The sequence below is a fragment of the Actinomadura meyerae genome (assembly GCF_900188445.1).
Taxonomy (GTDB): Bacteria; Actinomycetota; Actinomycetes; order Streptosporangiales; family Streptosporangiaceae; genus Spirillospora; species Spirillospora meyerae.
In genome coordinates, this window is sequence record NZ_FZOR01000019.1 from 79,105 (window position 1) to 95,236 (window position 16,132).

Annotated in this window: 11 protein-coding genes, 1 tRNA gene and 1 pseudogene; 4 read left to right on the forward strand and 9 right to left on the reverse strand. The window is 69.7% G+C overall.

Features of this window, described 5'->3' with window-relative positions; all coding sequences use genetic code 11:
* Positions 1-112 precede the first annotated feature (112 nt).
* From CHF16_RS20330 to dnaA, 9 genes and pseudogenes are all read right to left on the reverse strand, one after another.
* A tRNA-Ile gene (locus tag CHF16_RS20330) sits at positions 113-186 on the reverse strand.
* Between the two features lie 92 nt (positions 187-278).
* Positions 279-1,310 (reverse strand): DUF3566 domain-containing protein, encoded by a 1,032-nt coding sequence (locus tag CHF16_RS41475; protein ID WP_245868872.1) that lies wholly within the window; start codon positions 1,308-1,310, stop codon positions 279-281.
* A 42-nt stretch (positions 1,311-1,352) separates the two neighbouring features.
* Positions 1,353-3,857, reverse strand: a complete 2,505-nt coding sequence (gene gyrA / locus CHF16_RS20340) for a DNA gyrase subunit A (protein ID WP_089327660.1) — start codon at positions 3,855-3,857, stop codon at positions 1,353-1,355.
* Between the two features lie 124 nt (positions 3,858-3,981).
* Positions 3,982-5,919, reverse strand: coding sequence for a DNA topoisomerase (ATP-hydrolyzing) subunit B (gyrB, locus tag CHF16_RS20345; RefSeq protein WP_089327661.1), 1,938 nt, complete (start codon positions 5,917-5,919; stop codon positions 3,982-3,984).
* A gap of 473 nt (positions 5,920-6,392) precedes the next feature.
* Entirely contained in the window at positions 6,393-6,947 is a 555-nt protein-coding gene (locus CHF16_RS20350) for a DciA family protein (RefSeq protein ID WP_245868874.1), read from the reverse strand.
* A gap of 183 nt (positions 6,948-7,130) precedes the next feature.
* Complete coding sequence (recF, locus tag CHF16_RS20355) at positions 7,131-8,255, reverse strand: DNA replication/repair protein RecF (protein ID WP_089327662.1); 1,125 nt, start codon at positions 8,253-8,255, stop codon at positions 7,131-7,133.
* Between the two features lie 127 nt (positions 8,256-8,382).
* A pseudogene (gene gnd, locus CHF16_RS20360) lies at positions 8,383-9,318 on the reverse strand (phosphogluconate dehydrogenase (NAD(+)-dependent, decarboxylating)); the annotation flags it as partial.
* A 146-nt stretch (positions 9,319-9,464) separates the two neighbouring features.
* Positions 9,465-10,607, reverse strand: a complete 1,143-nt coding sequence (dnaN, locus tag CHF16_RS20365) for a DNA polymerase III subunit beta (protein ID WP_089327663.1) — start codon at positions 10,605-10,607, stop codon at positions 9,465-9,467.
* A 663-nt stretch (positions 10,608-11,270) separates the two neighbouring features.
* Entirely contained in the window at positions 11,271-13,400 is a 2,130-nt protein-coding gene (dnaA, locus tag CHF16_RS20370) for a chromosomal replication initiator protein DnaA (RefSeq protein WP_089327664.1), read from the reverse strand.
* A 665-nt stretch (positions 13,401-14,065) separates the two neighbouring features.
* On the opposite strand from dnaA, the gene rpmH reads away from it, so the two are divergent.
* From rpmH to yidC, 4 genes are read left to right on the forward strand one after another with little or no spacing between them, the layout of a single operon-like run.
* Complete coding sequence (rpmH, locus tag CHF16_RS20375) at positions 14,066-14,203, forward strand: 50S ribosomal protein L34 (RefSeq protein ID WP_021592695.1); 138 nt, start codon at positions 14,066-14,068, stop codon at positions 14,201-14,203.
* 33 nt (positions 14,204-14,236) lie between these two features.
* Complete coding sequence (rnpA, locus tag CHF16_RS20380; RefSeq protein ID WP_245868876.1) at positions 14,237-14,584, forward strand: ribonuclease P protein component; 348 nt, start codon at positions 14,237-14,239, stop codon at positions 14,582-14,584.
* A complete protein-coding gene (gene yidD, locus CHF16_RS42200) occupies positions 14,581-15,057 on the forward strand; it encodes a membrane protein insertion efficiency factor YidD (RefSeq protein WP_425427500.1) in 477 nt (158 codons plus the stop codon). The genes rnpA and yidD overlap by 4 nt, the downstream gene beginning before the upstream one ends.
* On the forward strand, positions 15,050-16,105 hold the full coding sequence (gene yidC / locus CHF16_RS20390) for a membrane protein insertase YidC (protein ID WP_089327666.1): 1,056 nt from the start codon (positions 15,050-15,052) through the stop codon (positions 16,103-16,105). Before yidD ends, yidC begins: the two co-directional genes overlap by 8 nt.
* The last annotated feature ends 27 nt before the right edge of the window (positions 16,106-16,132 follow it).

Genomic DNA, 16,132 nt, shown 5'->3' on the forward strand with positions numbered 1-16,132 from the left:
GGGGGCGGAGCCCCCACACCGGGGGTCTGGGGGTCGCCCCCAGGCAAAAACGACGAAGGAGTGACGGGGAAGGAGCCGTCAGGCTCCGACCACGCCACTCCCAACTCCGAAGTGGGCCTAGGTGGACTTGAACCACCGGCCTCATCCTTATCAGGGATGCGCTCTAACCGACTGAGCTATAGGCCCGGAGTGTGCCGCCGCCCCTGGCGGCGCAACGAGAGGTTACCCCATCTGGGCGGACAACCGGAAATCGATTGCCGGGCGGCGGCGGTGTGGGGCTACTCGGCCTCCTTGAGGGTGACCTCGACGCCGCCGACCAGGTCGGCGGCGAGGTTGTAGATCACGGAGCCGACCGTGGAGAGGGCGGTGATGAGCATGACGTTGAGGGCGCCGACGAGGACGGTGTAGCCGAAGACGCGGAAGAAGGAGAACCAGCCGCCGGCGTCGACGCTGCCGGTGGTCTCGCCCTGCTCCTTGGTGAGGCTGTTGATCGTGTCGCTGATGGCGTCGAACACCCCGAGGCCGGACAGGATCGTGTACAGGACGATCACGGCGACGAGGAGGACGACGAAGCAGACCAGCGACATGACGAAGCTGAACTTCATCACCGACCACGGTTCGAGCCGGGCGAGCTGGAGCTGGGCCTTGCGGGCCGGCTTGCCGGTGGCGGGCTTGGCGGAGTTCGCCGGCGCGACGGCGGTGGAGGCCGCGGCTGACTTGGCGGGGCGGTCCTTCAGGACGGTGCCGGCGAAACCGCCTCGGCCGGATCCGCGGGAGGCGGACGCGGCCGGGCCGGACGCGGCCGGGCCGGACGCGGCGGGGCCGGAGGCCGCCGGCTTGGACGCCGCGGGCCCGGCGGCCGCGGGGCCGGAGTTGAACGGCTTGCCGGCGGGTTCCGTACGTCCTGCGGAGACCGAACCGGACGGCTCGGCGGGCTTGGCCCAGCCCGTCGAGCCGGAGGAGGACGACGAGGACGAGGAGGAGGAGCGAGAGGACGACGAAGACGACGGCTTCGGCTCCGGGGCGTCCGCGGTGTCCTTGACCGGGGCGATCTCGGGCGTCTCGGCGTCCTTCTCCTCGATCTTCGCGAGGTCGATCCTGGTGGTGTCCGCGCCCGAACCGCTCTCGGACGTGTCGCGGTCGATGTCGACGGTCGTCTCGTCCCGCCCGGACTTGGCGGCCGCGGCGATGCTCCGCGCCGGCTTCTTCCCGCCGGCCGTGCCCGGCCCGGACTCGGCGGCCGGCTCGCCGCCGGCGCCGTCCGCGTCCGGGCCTGACCCGCCCTTGTTCTTGCCGGGCTCGGTGCTCACGTGTCCTCCTGGCCTAGCGGCTCGGTGACGATGCAGGATACGTCACTCACCGTCGCCCCCTTCGGCGTCGTCGGCGTCCTCGATGGACTCCACGTTCCTCGCGATCGCCACGACGCTGTCCCCGTCCGCGAGGTTCATCAGGCGGACGCCCATGGTCTGCCTGCCGGACTGCTTAATCTCGGCGGCGGTGGTGCGGATGACGCCGCCGTTGGACGTCATCGCGAACACCTCGTCGTCGGGGCCGACCATCAGCGCCCCTACCAACATGCCCCGCGCTTCCACGATCTTAGCGGTGAGGACGCCCTTACCTCCGCGTCCCTGCAGGGGGTATTGGTCGACCGGAGTCCGCTTCGCGTAGCCGCCCTCGGTCGCCACCAGGACGTCGTCGGAGCCGTTCCGGACGACGAGCATGTTGAGGACCTCCTGGTCCTCCTCGAACCGCATGCCGATGACGCCGGACGTCGCGCGCCCCATCGGGCGGAGCGACTCGTCGTCGGCGCGGAACCGGATCGCCTGCGCGCCGGTCGAGACCATCAGCAGGTTGTCCTCCGACGACACCAGCCGCGCGGCGATGACCTCGTCGTCCTCGACCAGGTTGATGGCGATGATGCCGCCGGTGCGGGGCGAGTCGAAGTCGCGCAGGGCGGTCTTCTTGACCCGGCCGCGCTTCGTGCCGATCACCAGGTAGGGCGCGACGTCGTAGTCGCGCAGGTCCATGACCTGGGCGATGTGCTCGTCCGGCTGGAAGGCCAGCAGGTTCGCGACGTGCTGGCCGCGCGAGTCGCGGCCCGAGTCGGGCAGCTCGTAGGCCTTGGCGCGGTAGACGCGGCCCTTGTTGGTGAAGAACAGGATCCAGTTGTGCGTCGAGGTGACGAAGAACTGGTCGACGATGTCGTCCTGCTTCAGCTGGGCGCCGCGGACGCCCTTGCCGCCGCGCCGCTGCGCCCGGTACTGGTCGGTGCGGGTGCGCTTGGCGTAGCCGCCGCGGGTGATCGTGACGACGACGTCCTCTTCGGCGATGAGGTCCTCGTAGGAGACGTCCCCGTCGAACGGGACGATCTCGGTGCGCCGGTCGTCGCCGAACTTCTCCACGATCGGGGCGAGCTCGTCGCCGACGATCTGCCGCTGCCGCTCGGGCGAGGCCAGGATGTCGTTGTAGTCGGCGATCTCCGCCATGAGCTTGTCGTACTCGTCGGTGATCTGCTGGCGCTCCAGGGCGGCGAGCTTGCGCAGCTGCATGTCGAGGATGGCCTGCGCCTGGATCTCGTCGATCTCCAGCAGGTTCATCAGGCCCTGCTGCGCCTCCGACGCCGACGGCGAGCGGCGGATGAGGGCGATGACCTCGTCGATCCGGTCGAGCGCCTTCAGCAGGGCGCGCAGGATGTGGGCGCGCTCCTCGGCCTTGCGGAGCAGGAACCGGGTGCGGCGGACGATGACGTCGATCTGGTGCGCGACCCAGTGCCGGACGAACTGGTCGATGCGCAGCGTGCGCGGCACGCCGTCGACCAGGGCGAGCATGTTCGCGCCGAACGTCTCCTGCAGCTGGGTGTGCTTGTACAGGTTGTTCAGGACGACCTTGGCGACGGCGTCCCGCTTGAGGACGATGACGAGCCGCTGCCCGGTGCGGCCGGAGGTCTCGTCGCGGACGTCCGCGATGCCGTCCAGCTTGCCGTCCTTCACCAGGTCGGCAATCTTCAGGGCGAGGTTGTCCGGGTTGACCTGGTAGGGGAGTTCGGTGACGACGAGGCAGGTGCGGCCCTGGATCTCCTCGACCTCGACGACGGCCCGCATGGTGATGGAGCCGCGGCCGGTGCGGTACGCCTCCTCGATGCCCTTGCGGCCGACGATGAGGCCGGCGGTGGGGAAGTCGGGGCCCTTGATCCGCTCGATCAGCGCCTCGAGCAGCTCGTCGTCGGACGCGCCGTAGTTGTCCAGGTACCAGCGGACGCCGTCGGCGACCTCGCGCAGGTTGTGCGGCGGGATGTTGGTCGCCATCCCCACCGCGATGCCGGCGGACCCGTTGACCAGCAGGTTCGGGTACCGGGACGGCAGGACGTCCGGCTCCTGGGAGCGGCCGTCGTAGTTCGGGGAGAAGTCGACGGTCTCCTTGTCGATGTCGCGCAGGAGCTCCATCGCCAGGGGCGCCATGCGGCACTCGGTGTACCGCATGGCCGCGGCAGGGTCGTTGCCGCGCGAGCCGAAGTTGCCGTTGCCGTCGACCAGCGGGTACCGCATCGACCAGGGCTGCGCCAGCCGGACGAGCGCGTCGTAGATGGCGGAGTCGCCGTGCGGGTGGTAGTTCCCCATGACGTCGCCGACGACGCGCGCGCACTTGAAGTAGCCGCGGTCGGGCCGGTAGCCGCCGTCGTACATCGCGTACAGGACGCGGCGGTGGACGGGCTTGAGACCGTCCCGTACCTCCGGCAGCGCGCGCGCGACGATGACCGACATCGCGTAGTCGAGATAGCTCTTCTGCATCTCGACCTGGATGTCGACCGGCTCGATCCGTTCGCCGGGGTGGCCGCCCTCTGTGGTCACGTCCGTCACTCTGAAGACCTCTTCTGCTCGATGGGAAGGAAGTACGTCCGCCTGCGGGATCCGGACCGGTGGGAGTCACGGGAGCCGCGGTCGGGTGCGGCCGGGCGCGGGCCCGGTGCGGGCGGGCGGTACCTCAGATGTCGAGGAAGCGCACGTCCTTGGCGTTGCGCTGGATGAACTCCCGGCGGGGCTCGACCTCCTCGCCCATGAGCACGCTGAACAGCTCGTCCGCCTGGGCGGCGTCGTCCAGCTGGACCTGCAGCAGGACCCGGTTGTCGGGGTCCATCGTGGTGTCCCACAGCTCGTTGGCGTTCATCTCGCCGAGGCCCTTGAAGCGCTGCACCTGGTCGCGGGGGCGCGGGTCGCGCTTGCCGGCGGCGATCCCGGCCTCGATGATCGCGTCGCGCTCGGCGTCGGAGAAGGCGTAGTCGGCCTCGGTGCCGCGCGCGTCCCACTTGATCTTGTAGAGCGGCGGCTGCGACAGGTACACGTGGCCGGCCTCGATCAGCGGCTTCATGAACCGGAACAGCAGCGTCATCAGCAGCGTGTTGATGTGGTGGCCGTCCACGTCGGCGTCCGACATCAGGATGATCTTGTGGTAGCGCAGCTTGGTGATGTCGAACTCGTCATGGACGCCGGTGCCGAGCGCCGTGATGATCGCCTGCACCTCGTTGTTCTTCAGGATCTTGTCGATCCTGGCCTTCTCCACGTTCAGGATCTTGCCGCGGATCGGCAGGATGGCCTGGAAGTGCGGGTTGCGGCCGCCCTTGGCCGAGCCGCCCGCCGAGTCGCCCTCGACGATGTACAGCTCGGACTTGGCCGGGTCCGTGGACTGGCAGTCCGACAGCTTGCCGGGCAGCGACGTCGTCTCCAGCAGGCTCTTGCGGCGGGTCAGGTCGCGCGCCTGCCGCGCCGCGACCCGCGCGCGCGCCGCCTGCGAAGCCTTGTTGACGATCTCCTTGGCCTCGCCCGGGTTCTCCTCGAACCAGTCGCGCAGGTGCTCGTTGCACGCCCGCTGGACGAACGACTTGGCCTCGGTGTTGCCGAGCTTGGTCTTGGTCTGCCCCTCGAACTGCGGGTCGGCCAGCTTGATCGAGATGATCGCGGTGAGGCCCTCGCGGACGTCCTCGCCGGTCAGGTTGTCGTCCTTCTCGCGCAGCAGGCCCTTGTCGCGGGCGTACCGGTTGACGATCGTGGTGAGCGCCGCCCGGAAGCCCTCCTCGTGCGTGCCGCCCTCCGCCGTGTTGATCGTGTTGGCGAAGGTGTGCACCGACTCGGCGTAGGACGAGTTCCACTGCATGGCGATCTCGACCGACATGCCCTCGGTCTCGTCGCTGAAGTAGACGACCGACTCGTGCGCGGAGTCCTTGCGGGCGTTGATGTAGCGGACGAAGTCCTCGACGCCGCCCTCGTAGTGGTACCGGACGACGTGCGGCTCGCCGTTGGAGTGGTCGGGCCGCTCGTCCCGCAGCGTGATGGCCAGGCCGCGGTTGAGGAACGCCATCTCCTGCATGCGGCGGGAGAGGGTCTCGAAGTTCCACTCGGTGGTCTCGAAGATCTCCGGGTCCGGCCAGAAGGTGATGAGGGTGCCGGTCTTGTCGGTCTCCTCACCCTTCTGCAGCTCGGCCTCGGGCCCGCGCCAGGTGTACGCCTGCCGCCACACGTGGCCGTTGCGGCGGACCTCGGCCTCCAGCCGGGTGGACAGCGCGTTGACCACGGACGAGCCGACGCCGTGCAGGCCGCCGGAGACCGCGTAGGACTTGCCGTCGAACTTGCCGCCCGCGTGCAGCGTGGTGAACACCAGCTCGATCGCCGGACGTTTCTCCACCGGGTGCTCGCCGACGGGGATGCCGCGGCCGTTGTCGTCCACGCTCACGCCGCCGTCGGCCCTCAGCGTCACGACGATGTCGTCGGCATAGCCGGCGAGGGCCTCGTCGACCCCGTTGTCCACGATCTCGTAGACGAGGTGGTGCAGACCTCGCTCACCGGTCGAGCCGATGTACATGCCGGGGCGCTTGCGAACCGCCTCAAGCCCCTCAAGGACAGTGATCGAACTAGCGTCGTACGCCAAAGGAGATCCTCCTGCCGGGGATGTCCGCCGCTCCGCGCCCGAGGGAGGCGCGGTGTGCCCCGTAACACACATGAGGGCACCCGGGCGTGCTCTGTTCGTGTTGGTCAGAGCCCCGGGCGGCCCATGGCGGCGCAGCATCCTGAACCGAATTCATTCTACCGGCTGGCGCGGTAAAAAGTGGCACTCACGAGCGCTGTGTGCGCGTGTGGCGGCCGATCGGCCCTGGAGCTACATCCCCCCATAGGTCCCGGGGGGTTCTCTGGTCTACGTGGCGCTGGCCGCTGAACTGGACGCCCCGCATCCCGAACAGATGTTCCCACCCGCCACCGACACTCCGTAACCGCGTCCGCCACGCCTCCGGACCTCCCGGAAGACCCGTCACCGTGACCACAAGTCACGGGAAAGTCACCGACGGGCACGGCCGGGCGGGCGCAGCCGTGCGGGCAACGGCGGGGTGGGCGCGGCGGGGTGTTTCAGCGGACTCGCCAGGCGCCGGTGCGGCGCGGCCCCGAGGAGGGGCCGACGACCTTCACCCGCCGGACGGTGCCGTGCCCCAGTTCCTCGTTCAGCCGCCGGACGAGCGTCGAGGACAGCAGCCGCAGCTGGGTCGCCCACGTCGTCGAGTCGGCGGCGACGGTCAGCACGCCGTCCTCGAAGTGCTCGGGCCGGGTGTGCTCGGCGAGCTCGGCGCCGACGATGCCCGCCCAGTTGCCGAAGACGCCGCCGACGGCCGCGCGCTGCTCCCAGCCGCGGGACGCCAGCAGGTCGCGGATGGCCGCGCCGAACGGCTTGGGGTCGCCGCCGCGCCCCGGGTCCCGGACGCGGACGACGCGCCCGCCGCCCTTGCGCCTGCCGTTCTGGTGGCCGGGGAGCGTCCCGCGCTTCAGCGCGTCCGCCTTGGCCTGGGCGAGGGCCTCCCGCGCCAGCTCGATCCCCGACTTGGCCGGGGCGCCCTCGTCCGCGGCCCCGTTCTCGGGGGACGTGTTGTTCTCGGGGGACTTGTGCACATCCTGTGGATCGTCACTCACACGCTCGCCCCTTCCGGTAGCGCTCCGGGGACTTCTCCACCGCCCGCCGGCCCGCCTGTGGAGATCGCCGCGGGGCGGCGGGCGCCGACCCGGGCGGCTCGGGCGGCATGGTCCGTTCCGGCGGCCTGGTCTGCTCGGGCCACGCGGTCTGCTCGGGCCACGCGGTCTGTTCGGGCGGCATGGTCACTCCCGGATGACCTGGCCGTCGGAGACGGTATACGAGCCCCCTGTCAGTTCGGCCGGGACGTCCGCGGGGACGGCGGCCGTGATGAGGACCTGCTCGGCCGGCGCGACCATCTCGGCGAGGCGGCTGCGGCGGCCCGAGTCCAGCTCGGCGAACACGTCGTCCAGGATGAGGACGGGGTCGTCGCCGTCCGCGCGCAGCAGGTCGAAGGCGGCGAGCCGCAGCCCCAGCGCGAACGACCACGACTCGCCGTGGCTGGCGTAGCCGCGCGCCGGCAGCTCGCCCAGGCGCAGGACGAGCTCGTCCCGGTGCGGGCCGACGAGGCTCACGCCGCGCTCCAGCTCCTGCTTGCGCGACTCGGCCACCGCCTTCATCAGCTGCTCCGCGAGTTGTCCACGGTCTGTGGACAACTCGCCGTCGCCCAGCGAGCTCTTGTAGATCAGATCGGCCGCGCCGCTGTGCGGCGCGAGGGCCGCGTAGGCGCGCGCCACCAGCGGGCGGAGGGCGTCCACGAGGTGCAGCCGGGCGGACAGCAGCTCGGAGCCGGTGCGGGCGAGATGCGAATCCCAGACGTCGAGGGTCGCGAGCACCTCGGGGCCGGGGGAGCGCCTGTGCGCGGCCGCCGACCTCAGCAGGGCGTTGCGCTGCTTGAGGACGCGGTCGTAGTCGGACCTCACCCCGGCGAACCGCGGGGCCCGCGCGGTGAGCAGCTCGTCCATGAACCGGCGCCGCTCCCCCGGATCGCCCTTGACGAGCGCGAGGTCCTCGGGGGCGAACAGCACCGTCCGCAGCATCCCCAGGATCTCGCGCGGCCTGGGGACGGGGGACCGGTTCAGCCGCGCCCGGTTCGCCTTGCCCGGGTTGATCTCGAGCTCGATCAGCGCCTTGCGGTCGTCCTTCACCAGCCCGGCCCGGACGATCGCGCGCGGCGCCCCGTGCCGGACGAGCGGCGCGTCCGTCGCGGCCCGGTGGCTGCTGTGCGAGGCGACGTAGCCGATGGCCTCGACCAGGTTCGTCTTGCCCTGCCCGTTCGGCCCCACGAACGCCGTGACTCCCGGCTCGAGCGCGACCTCGGCGGCCGGATACGAGCGGAAGTCCTGCAGCGAAAGGTGGGCGACGTGCACGAGACACGAGAGTAGAGCCTTCACCGCCTTGCCCATGCCCCACGGCCATCACCCCGTCATCCTCCGGGCGCGGCGGGGCTGGCGTCCCGGAAACCACATCCTGTGGATAACTTCGCGGGCGGGACCGTCAGACCGTCGGCGGGTCGACGTCGGCGCCGGGGGAGTCCGCTCCCTTCGCGCTCTCCACGGCGTGGCCGCCGAACTGGTTGCGGAGGGCGGCGACGACGCGCATCGCGGGGGAGTCGTCCTGGCGGGACGCGAACCGGGCGAACAGCGAGGCGGTGATGGCGGGCAGCGGCACGGCGTGCTCGACCGCCGCCTGCACCGTCCAGCGGCCCTCGCCCGAGTCGTTGGCGTAGCCGCGCAGGTCGTCCAGCTCGGGGTCGCCGGCGAGCGCGCGGTTCAGCAGGTCGAGCAGCCAGGAGCGGATGACCGTGCCCTCCTGCCAGCTGAGGAACGTCTCCGGCACCCGGGTGACGATGGGGCTCGCCTCGATCAGCTCGTAGCCCTCGCCGAACGCCTGCATCATCGCGTACTCGATGCCGTTGTGGACCATCTTCACGTAGTGGCCCGCACCGATCTCACCGGAGTGGACGAAGCCGTACTCCCCCTCCGGCTTCAGCGTCTCGAAGACGGGCATCAGGCGCTTCACGTTGTCCTCGTCGCCGCCGACCATGAGCGCGTAGCCGTTCTCCAGCCCCCACACACCGCCGCTCACACCGCAGTCGACGAAGCCGATGCCCTTGGCGGCGAGTGCCTCACCGTGCTTCTGGTCGTCCACATAGTGTGAATTGCCGCCGTCGACAACGAGGTCACCCGGCTGCAGGTGCTCCCCCAGGCTGTGGATGGTCTCCTCGGTGGGCTTCCCTGCGGGCACCATCACCCACACCGCACGCGGCGGGGACAGCCGGTCGACCAGCTCCTGGAGCGAAGCGACATCGCTCACCTGCGGGTCATGGTCGTAACCGATGACCGTGTGGCCGCCGCGGCGCAGCCGCTCGGCCATGTTGCCGCCCATCTTGCCCAGGCCGATGATCCCAAGCTCCATGAAGCTCACTCCCCTGTGCGTAACCCTGTGCGTAACTGCCTGTGCCTTACCGCTGCCTTACCGCGCGCACGCGTGCGCGACACGCGCGTGCGCGACCGTCCGGGCGGCTCCCCCGCGGGTCGTCCCCGGCGTGCCCCGGGGCATGCCCCAGGGCACAGTCCTTATCCGGACAGCCGGACCGGCATGATCAGGTAACGGTAATTCGGGTTCTCTCCATCCTGCGGGGGCTTCCCGGTGAGGACGGCCGGCTTGGTCGGCGTCGTGAACGACAGCCGCGCCACGTCCGAGCCGATCGCTGAGAGCCCGTCCAGCAGGAACGCGGGGTTGAAGGCGATGTCGATGTCCTCGCCCTCCAGGGACGCCTCAAGGGCCTCCACGGCCTGCGCCTCGTCCCCCGTCCCCGCCTCCAGGACGACCTCGCCCTGGCTGAAGGACAGCCGCACGGGCGTGTTGCGCTCGGCGACCAGGGAGACGCGCTTGACCGCCTCGATGAACGGCGCGGTCTGGATCTCGGCGAGCCCCGCGTACTCGCTCGGCAGCAGCGAGCGGTACTTGACGAAGTCGCCGTCCAGCAGGCGGGACGTGGTGCGGCGGCCGCCGCCCGCGAAACCGATCATTCCCTCGCCGGTGCCGCCCGTCCCGCCGAGCGCGATCGACACCTCGGCGCCGGCGGTCAGCGACTTGGCGGTGTCGGCGAGCGTCCGCGCCGGGACGAGCGCGACGGCGGAGAAGTCGGGGCGCTCCGGCTTCCAGTGCAGCTCCCGGACGGCCAGCCGGTAGCGGTCGGTGGACGCCAGCGTGACCGTCTCGCCCTCGATCTCCACCCGGACGCCGGTCAGCATCGGGATCGTGTCGTCCTTGCCCGCGGCGATCGCGACCTGGGAGACGGCGGCGGCGAACTCGTCGCTGCCCACCGAGCCCGCGGCGGGCGGCATCTCCGGCAGCGTGGGGTAGTCCTCCACAGGCATGGTGAGGAGTGTGAACTTCGCGCTGCCGCAGCGGAGCATCACCTTCGCGCCGTCCGTCGTCACCTCCACAGGGTGGGGAGGAAGGCTGCGCGAGATCTCCGCGAGGAGGCGCCCCGACACCAGGGCCGTCCCCGCCTCCTCCACGTCGATCTCCGTGGACACCTGGGCGGAGACCTCGTAGTCGAACGCCGACAGCGTCAGCCGGTCGTCGTTGCCCTCACCGCCGGCGACGAGGTGCATGCCCGCGAGGACGGGCACCGGGGGCCGGACGGGCAGGGTGCGCGCTGTCCAGGCGACGGCGTCGGCGAGGGCATCTCTGTCGATGCGGAACTTCAACGGGACCAGCCTCCTGCGGGTGTCGGACAAGGGTGAGGTGACTCGGGCCTGGCCGGGGCGCTCGCGGCAGGTTGTCCCCAGGCCCTGACTTGAGATGGATCTTTCCTTGGATAGAGAAGTAGTGCAGTACCAGTAATAGGGGCGGTGGATAGTGTGGACAACTCGAGTTTTCGCAGGTCAGACCACGTTTCTTTGTCCACCGGCGCTGTGCATGGGCGGTGGACGGCGCGGGACGGCCTGGGGACGGCGAATCTGTCCCCACACGTCATCCTCAAGTCATCCCCCGGTTTTCCACGAGTTCTCCACGGGTATGAGTGCCGTTTCGGCGGCCTGTGTACGACGACCCGGTGATCACGGGTTCGGCCCACAGCCTCGTCCCCAGGCCGTCCCCAGGTCGTCCACCGGTTTTCCCCAGGACGGTGGCGCGGGTGCGCGGCGAATCCACATCCGTCCACTCCTCATCCTCAGCTTTTCCAGTGGTCGTCCACCGGGTTATCCACGAAAATCCCCAGGGTTTTCCACAACCTGTGAGTAGCCGCTTCGGTTCTCTGGGGAAGCGTGCATTTTGTCGGTTCTTTGCCTTCACCAGGGTGTGGACGGCCGGGAGGCGACTCGTCCACAGGGCCGGCGAGGGTCTGTCCACAGTGTGTACGACGGTGCGCGTCAGCGCTTGCGAGCCTGGTGCTTGATGCGCCCGGTCAGCTCCGTGACCTGGTTGTATATGGCACGGCGCTCGGCCATCAGGGAGCGGATCTTGCGTTCGGCGTGCATGACCGTGGTGTGGTCGCGGCCGCCGAACTGCTGACCGATCTTGGGAAGGGACAGATCGGTCAGCTCCCGGCACAGGTACATCGCGATCTGCCGGGCGGTGACGAGCATCCGGGAGCGGGACGGGCCGCACAGGTCCTCGATCGTGGTGCCGAAGTACTCGACCGTCTGCGCCATGATCATCGCCGCCGTGATCTCCGGGCCGGAGTCGTTCGGGATGAGGTCCTTGAGCACGATCTCGGCGAGCTTCATGTCCACCGACTGGCGGTTCAGGCTCGCGAACGCCGTCACCCTGATCAGCGCGCCCTCCAGCTCGCGGATGTTCGTCGCGATCTGCGAGGCGATGAACTCCAGCACGTCCGGCGGCGCGGCGAGGCCCTCCTGGCGGGCCTTCTTCTGCAGGATCGCGATCCGCGTCTCCAGCTCGGGCGGCTGGACATCGGTCGTCAGGCCCCACTCGAACCGGTTGCGGAGCCGGTCCTCCAGCGTCACCAGCTCCTTGGGCGGGCGGTCGCTGGAGATCACGATCTGCTTGCTGGCGTTGTGCAGGGTGTTGAAGGTGTGGAAGAACTCCTCCTGCGTCTGCTCCTTGCCCTCAAGGAACTGGATGTCGTCGACGAGGAGGATGTCCACATCCCGGTAGCGGCGGCGGAACCCGTCGGCCTTGCCGTCGCGGATCGAGTTGATGAAGTCGTTCGTGAACTCCTCGGAGCTCACATACCGCACGCGGGCCCCATTGAAGAGGCTCTGCGCGTAGTGGCCGATCGCGTGGAGGAGGTGCGTCTTGCCGAGGCCGGAGTCGCCGTACACGAACAGCGGGTTGTACGCCTTGGCCGGCTGCTCGGCCACCGCGACCGCCGCCGCGTGCGCGAACCGGTTGGACGAGCCGATGACGAACGTCTCGAACGTGTACTTCGGGTTCAGGCGTGCGTGCTCGGACGCCACCGGACCCGAGGCGGCCCCTGCACCGGACCCACCGGCACTCTGCGGCGGAGCGGCGCCCCTGGGGACGGGCCCCTCGTCATCACGGAAGCCGCTCTCACCCCGGTAAGGGGACTCGCCGCGGTAGGGCTCCTCGCCCCGGTACTGCTGCTCACCACCGGTGAACGACGACGATTCGCCGCCGCCGAAGTCGTCCGTGTGGCCCAGCGGCGCCTCGCTCGCACCGTGCTTGGGCTCGTGCCCCTGCTGCTCTGGGCGACGCTGCTCCTGGCGGAGCTCCTCAGGAAGGCGTTGTTCCGACCGCCCCCGCAATGGGCCGAGTGTGCGGTCGTTCAGATGGGAGTGCGGCGGACGCCCCGGAGACTCGCCACCACCGAAGCCTTCTTGCCCGCCGAACCCTTCCTGCGCGCCGTAGCCGGGGAAGTTACGCCCTTCGGCATAAGGGTCGCGCCCCCCGGAACCCGGGCCGCCTGGGCCGGCCCCATAGGACGGTGGACGCGAGGCAGGTGGATAAGTACCACGGTCGTCATCCGCAGCCTGTGGATAACCTCCGGGCGGACCGAGGCCGTGGGTAACTCCCGACTGGGGTCGGTAGCCCTGGCGGTCGGACCGCTCCCCGTAGGACGAGTCACCGTAGGACTGGTCGTCGTAAGGGCGGTCCCGGTCACGGTCATCGTGCTGCCGTTCACCGTACGGCTCGCCATAAGAAGAAGGCGGCTCGTGCATGCCGCCGAGCCCTGAGCCGGGCCCGGGGACGGGTGCCGAAAGCGGTTCCCCGGAACGGCCGCCTGGGCCCGGCGCCGAGCCTGTGGACGACCCTCCCGGCGGCTCCGGCTGGACGGTCACCGCGACGCGGATCTCCCTGCCCAGCTCATGGGAAAGTGCCTGCGTGATGAGGTTCCGGAGGCGCGTCTCCAGCGCGTCCTTGGCGAACTCGTTCGGTGCGGCGAGGAGCGCCGTCCCCTCGACGAGCGCCAGCGGGCGGACCATCGGCAGCCATGCGCGATAGCTCGGAGACAAGTCGCTCTCGGAAAGCGCGGTGAGGGTGCGGGCCCAGACCGATCCGAGATCCTGACCGTCCATGCGCAAGGTCCCCCCTCCACCGACTCCGCCGTACGGAGTAGCTGACTGCCCGGCTCTCCCACGGGTTACGGCTCGCCTCTCAGGGCACGGCCGCGACGCGGAAGACTTACTCTCTCACGAGTTGTCCACAGAGTTGTCCACATGCTGTGCATAGGCATGCGGCACCCTGTGCAAAACCCACGGGACGGGGTCTTCGGAGACGGGGGCGGGAAGGGTCCGGCCATCGCGTGACCGGTAGCGGGGCGGTTCTCGAACGGGGACTTGAGGGGCAGAGCACCGACATCAGATCGTCGAATCCGTCGAAGTCGAAGGAGCGTCGGCTCGCCCAGACGACCTTAACCGGTGCCGTCCCCACCCGCAACACGAACCGGCCCCGTCCACAGCCGCCCCTGACTTCGCGGTTCTGTCCACAGGGGACACGCTGAACAGCGCCATCTGTGGGAAAGAAAGGGGCTCGGAGGAGTGCTCCGTTTGACCGCGCACCAGGAGAGCCCGTAACGTGCTGAGGTCGAGTCGCATCGACGGAGATGCCGCGTGCCCGCCGGCAGCAGCCCTTCAGGCGAGTCCGGGTGGGCCCCCGCTGCGGGGGACCGGACGCGGCCCTCGACGCGAATGAGCGAGACTCAAGACCCGTAGCCGAACGAACCGCAGCACTGGAGCCTCAAGTGAGCAAGCGTACTTTCCAGCCGAACAACCGTCGTCGCCACAAGAAGCACGGCTTCCGGCTGCGGATGCGCACGCGCGCCGGCCGCGCGATCCTGTCCAGCCGGCGGGGCAAGGGCCGCGCCCGCATCGCGGTCTGAGCCACCTGCACTGTGCTGCCGTCCGGTAACCGGATGCGGCGGCGGGACGACTTCACGTTGGCCGTCCGGCGCGGTCGCCGCGCCGGACGGCCAACTGTCGTGGTTCACCTGCTTCGCCCGGACGAGGAACCGGCGCCGGGGACTCCGCCGCTGGTCGGATTCATCGTGGCGCGCACCGTCGGCAACGCCGTCGTCCGCAACGCGGTGCGGCGGCGCCTGCGCCACCTCATGCGTCCGCACCTCGACCGGCTTCCAGCGGGTAGCCTGCTCGTAGTGCGCGCCAACCCCCGCGCGGGAACGGCGCGTCCAGACGAACTGGCCGCGGATCTGGAGTCGGCGCTCGACCGGCTGCTGCGGCCCGCGTCCAAGGGGCGAAGATGAGGAGTCGGCAGGGGGCCGCGTCCCCCGCGCAGCACGAGGAGGCCCGTCCGGGCCCCGTCGCGCGCGTGCTGATCCTTCTCGTCCGCGCCTACCGCCGCTTCTTGAGTCCCCTGCTCGGGCAGCAGTGCCGATTCCATCCCTCGTGCAGTGCGTACGGCCTGGAGGCCCTCCAGGTTCACGGGGCGCTGCGCGGCACGTGGCTGACGGCCCGCCGGATCGGGCGGTGCCATCCCTTCAACCCCGGGGGTTACGACCCGGTGCCGCCAAAGAAGACGTCCGAAACCCCCTCCGGTATGTCCGGGGGCGGGGAATCCGGGGAGTCACGGGACGCGTTCACTCAGGGACCGTCCGTCTTCTCCGGGGAATCTGGGGGGACGACCCCCCAGCAGCGCTCCACGGCGGCCTCCTCAGACTCCGGCCGCGAGGAGAGCGGCCACGCCCTAGCAGAGCCCAAGGAGCTGCCCGGTGCTTGATTGGTTGTACGAGATCGTCTCTCAGCTCATCGTGTGGATTCACACGGGGCTCAGCACGGTCGTCCCCAAGGACAGTGGATGGGCGTGGGGCGGTTCGATCATCCTGCTCACCGTCCTGCTGCGGCTCATACTCGTCCCCCTCTTCGTGAAGCAGATCCACGCTTCGCGGAAGATGCAGGAGCTGAACCCGAAGGTCCAGGCGCTTCGCAAGAAGTACAAGAACGACAAGCAGCGCCTCAACCAGGAGGTCATGAAGCTCTACCAGGAGAACGGCGCCAACCCGCTGTCGGGCTGCCTGCCGCTCCTGGTGCAGATGCCGATCTTCATCGGGCTGTTCCAGACCCTGAAGCGGATCTCCGACGCCAAGCCCGGCGAGAGCGTCTTCGCGGTCTCGTCCGACCTGGTGGCGAGCGCGCAGAACGCCAACATCTTCGGCGCGCACATCCCGGACACCTTCCTGAACGCGTGGGGCGCCGACCCCAAGAGCTGGACCGCGATCATCGTCACCGGCATCGCCGTGGTGATCAGCTCCTGCACGACGTTCTTCACCGTCCGCGCCAGCATGAAGCGGCAGCCCGTCACCGACGAGGCCAACCCGATGATGCAGGCGCAGAAGATGATGGTCTTCCTGGCGCCGCTGTTCGGCCTCTTCGGCCTCGGCTTCCCCCTGGGCGTCCTCATGTACTGGGTCACGTCCAACAGCTGGACGCTCGCGCAGCAGCACTACATCTACAAGAAGTACCCGCCGCCCAGCACCGACGGGTCGGCCGCGGCCGACAACGGCACCGCCAAGACCGGTTCGAAGACCGGTACCAAGACGGGCGCGAAGACCGGCACCAAGACGGGTACGCGGACGGCCGGCTCGAAGACCGCCGGTTCGCGGGCGGCCGCGACCAAGAACGGCCAGTCGCCGTCCGGCGCGAAGGCCAAGGCGAGGCTGAAGAAGGAGCCGGAGGCCGATCCCGAACCCGAGGAGAAGCCGAAGGTCGTGCGCAACCAGCCGACCCGCAAGCCGCGCAGCAAGCGCAGCGGCACCCAGAAGCGCTAGTTTGAACCCCGAGCACGTGCCGGAGAA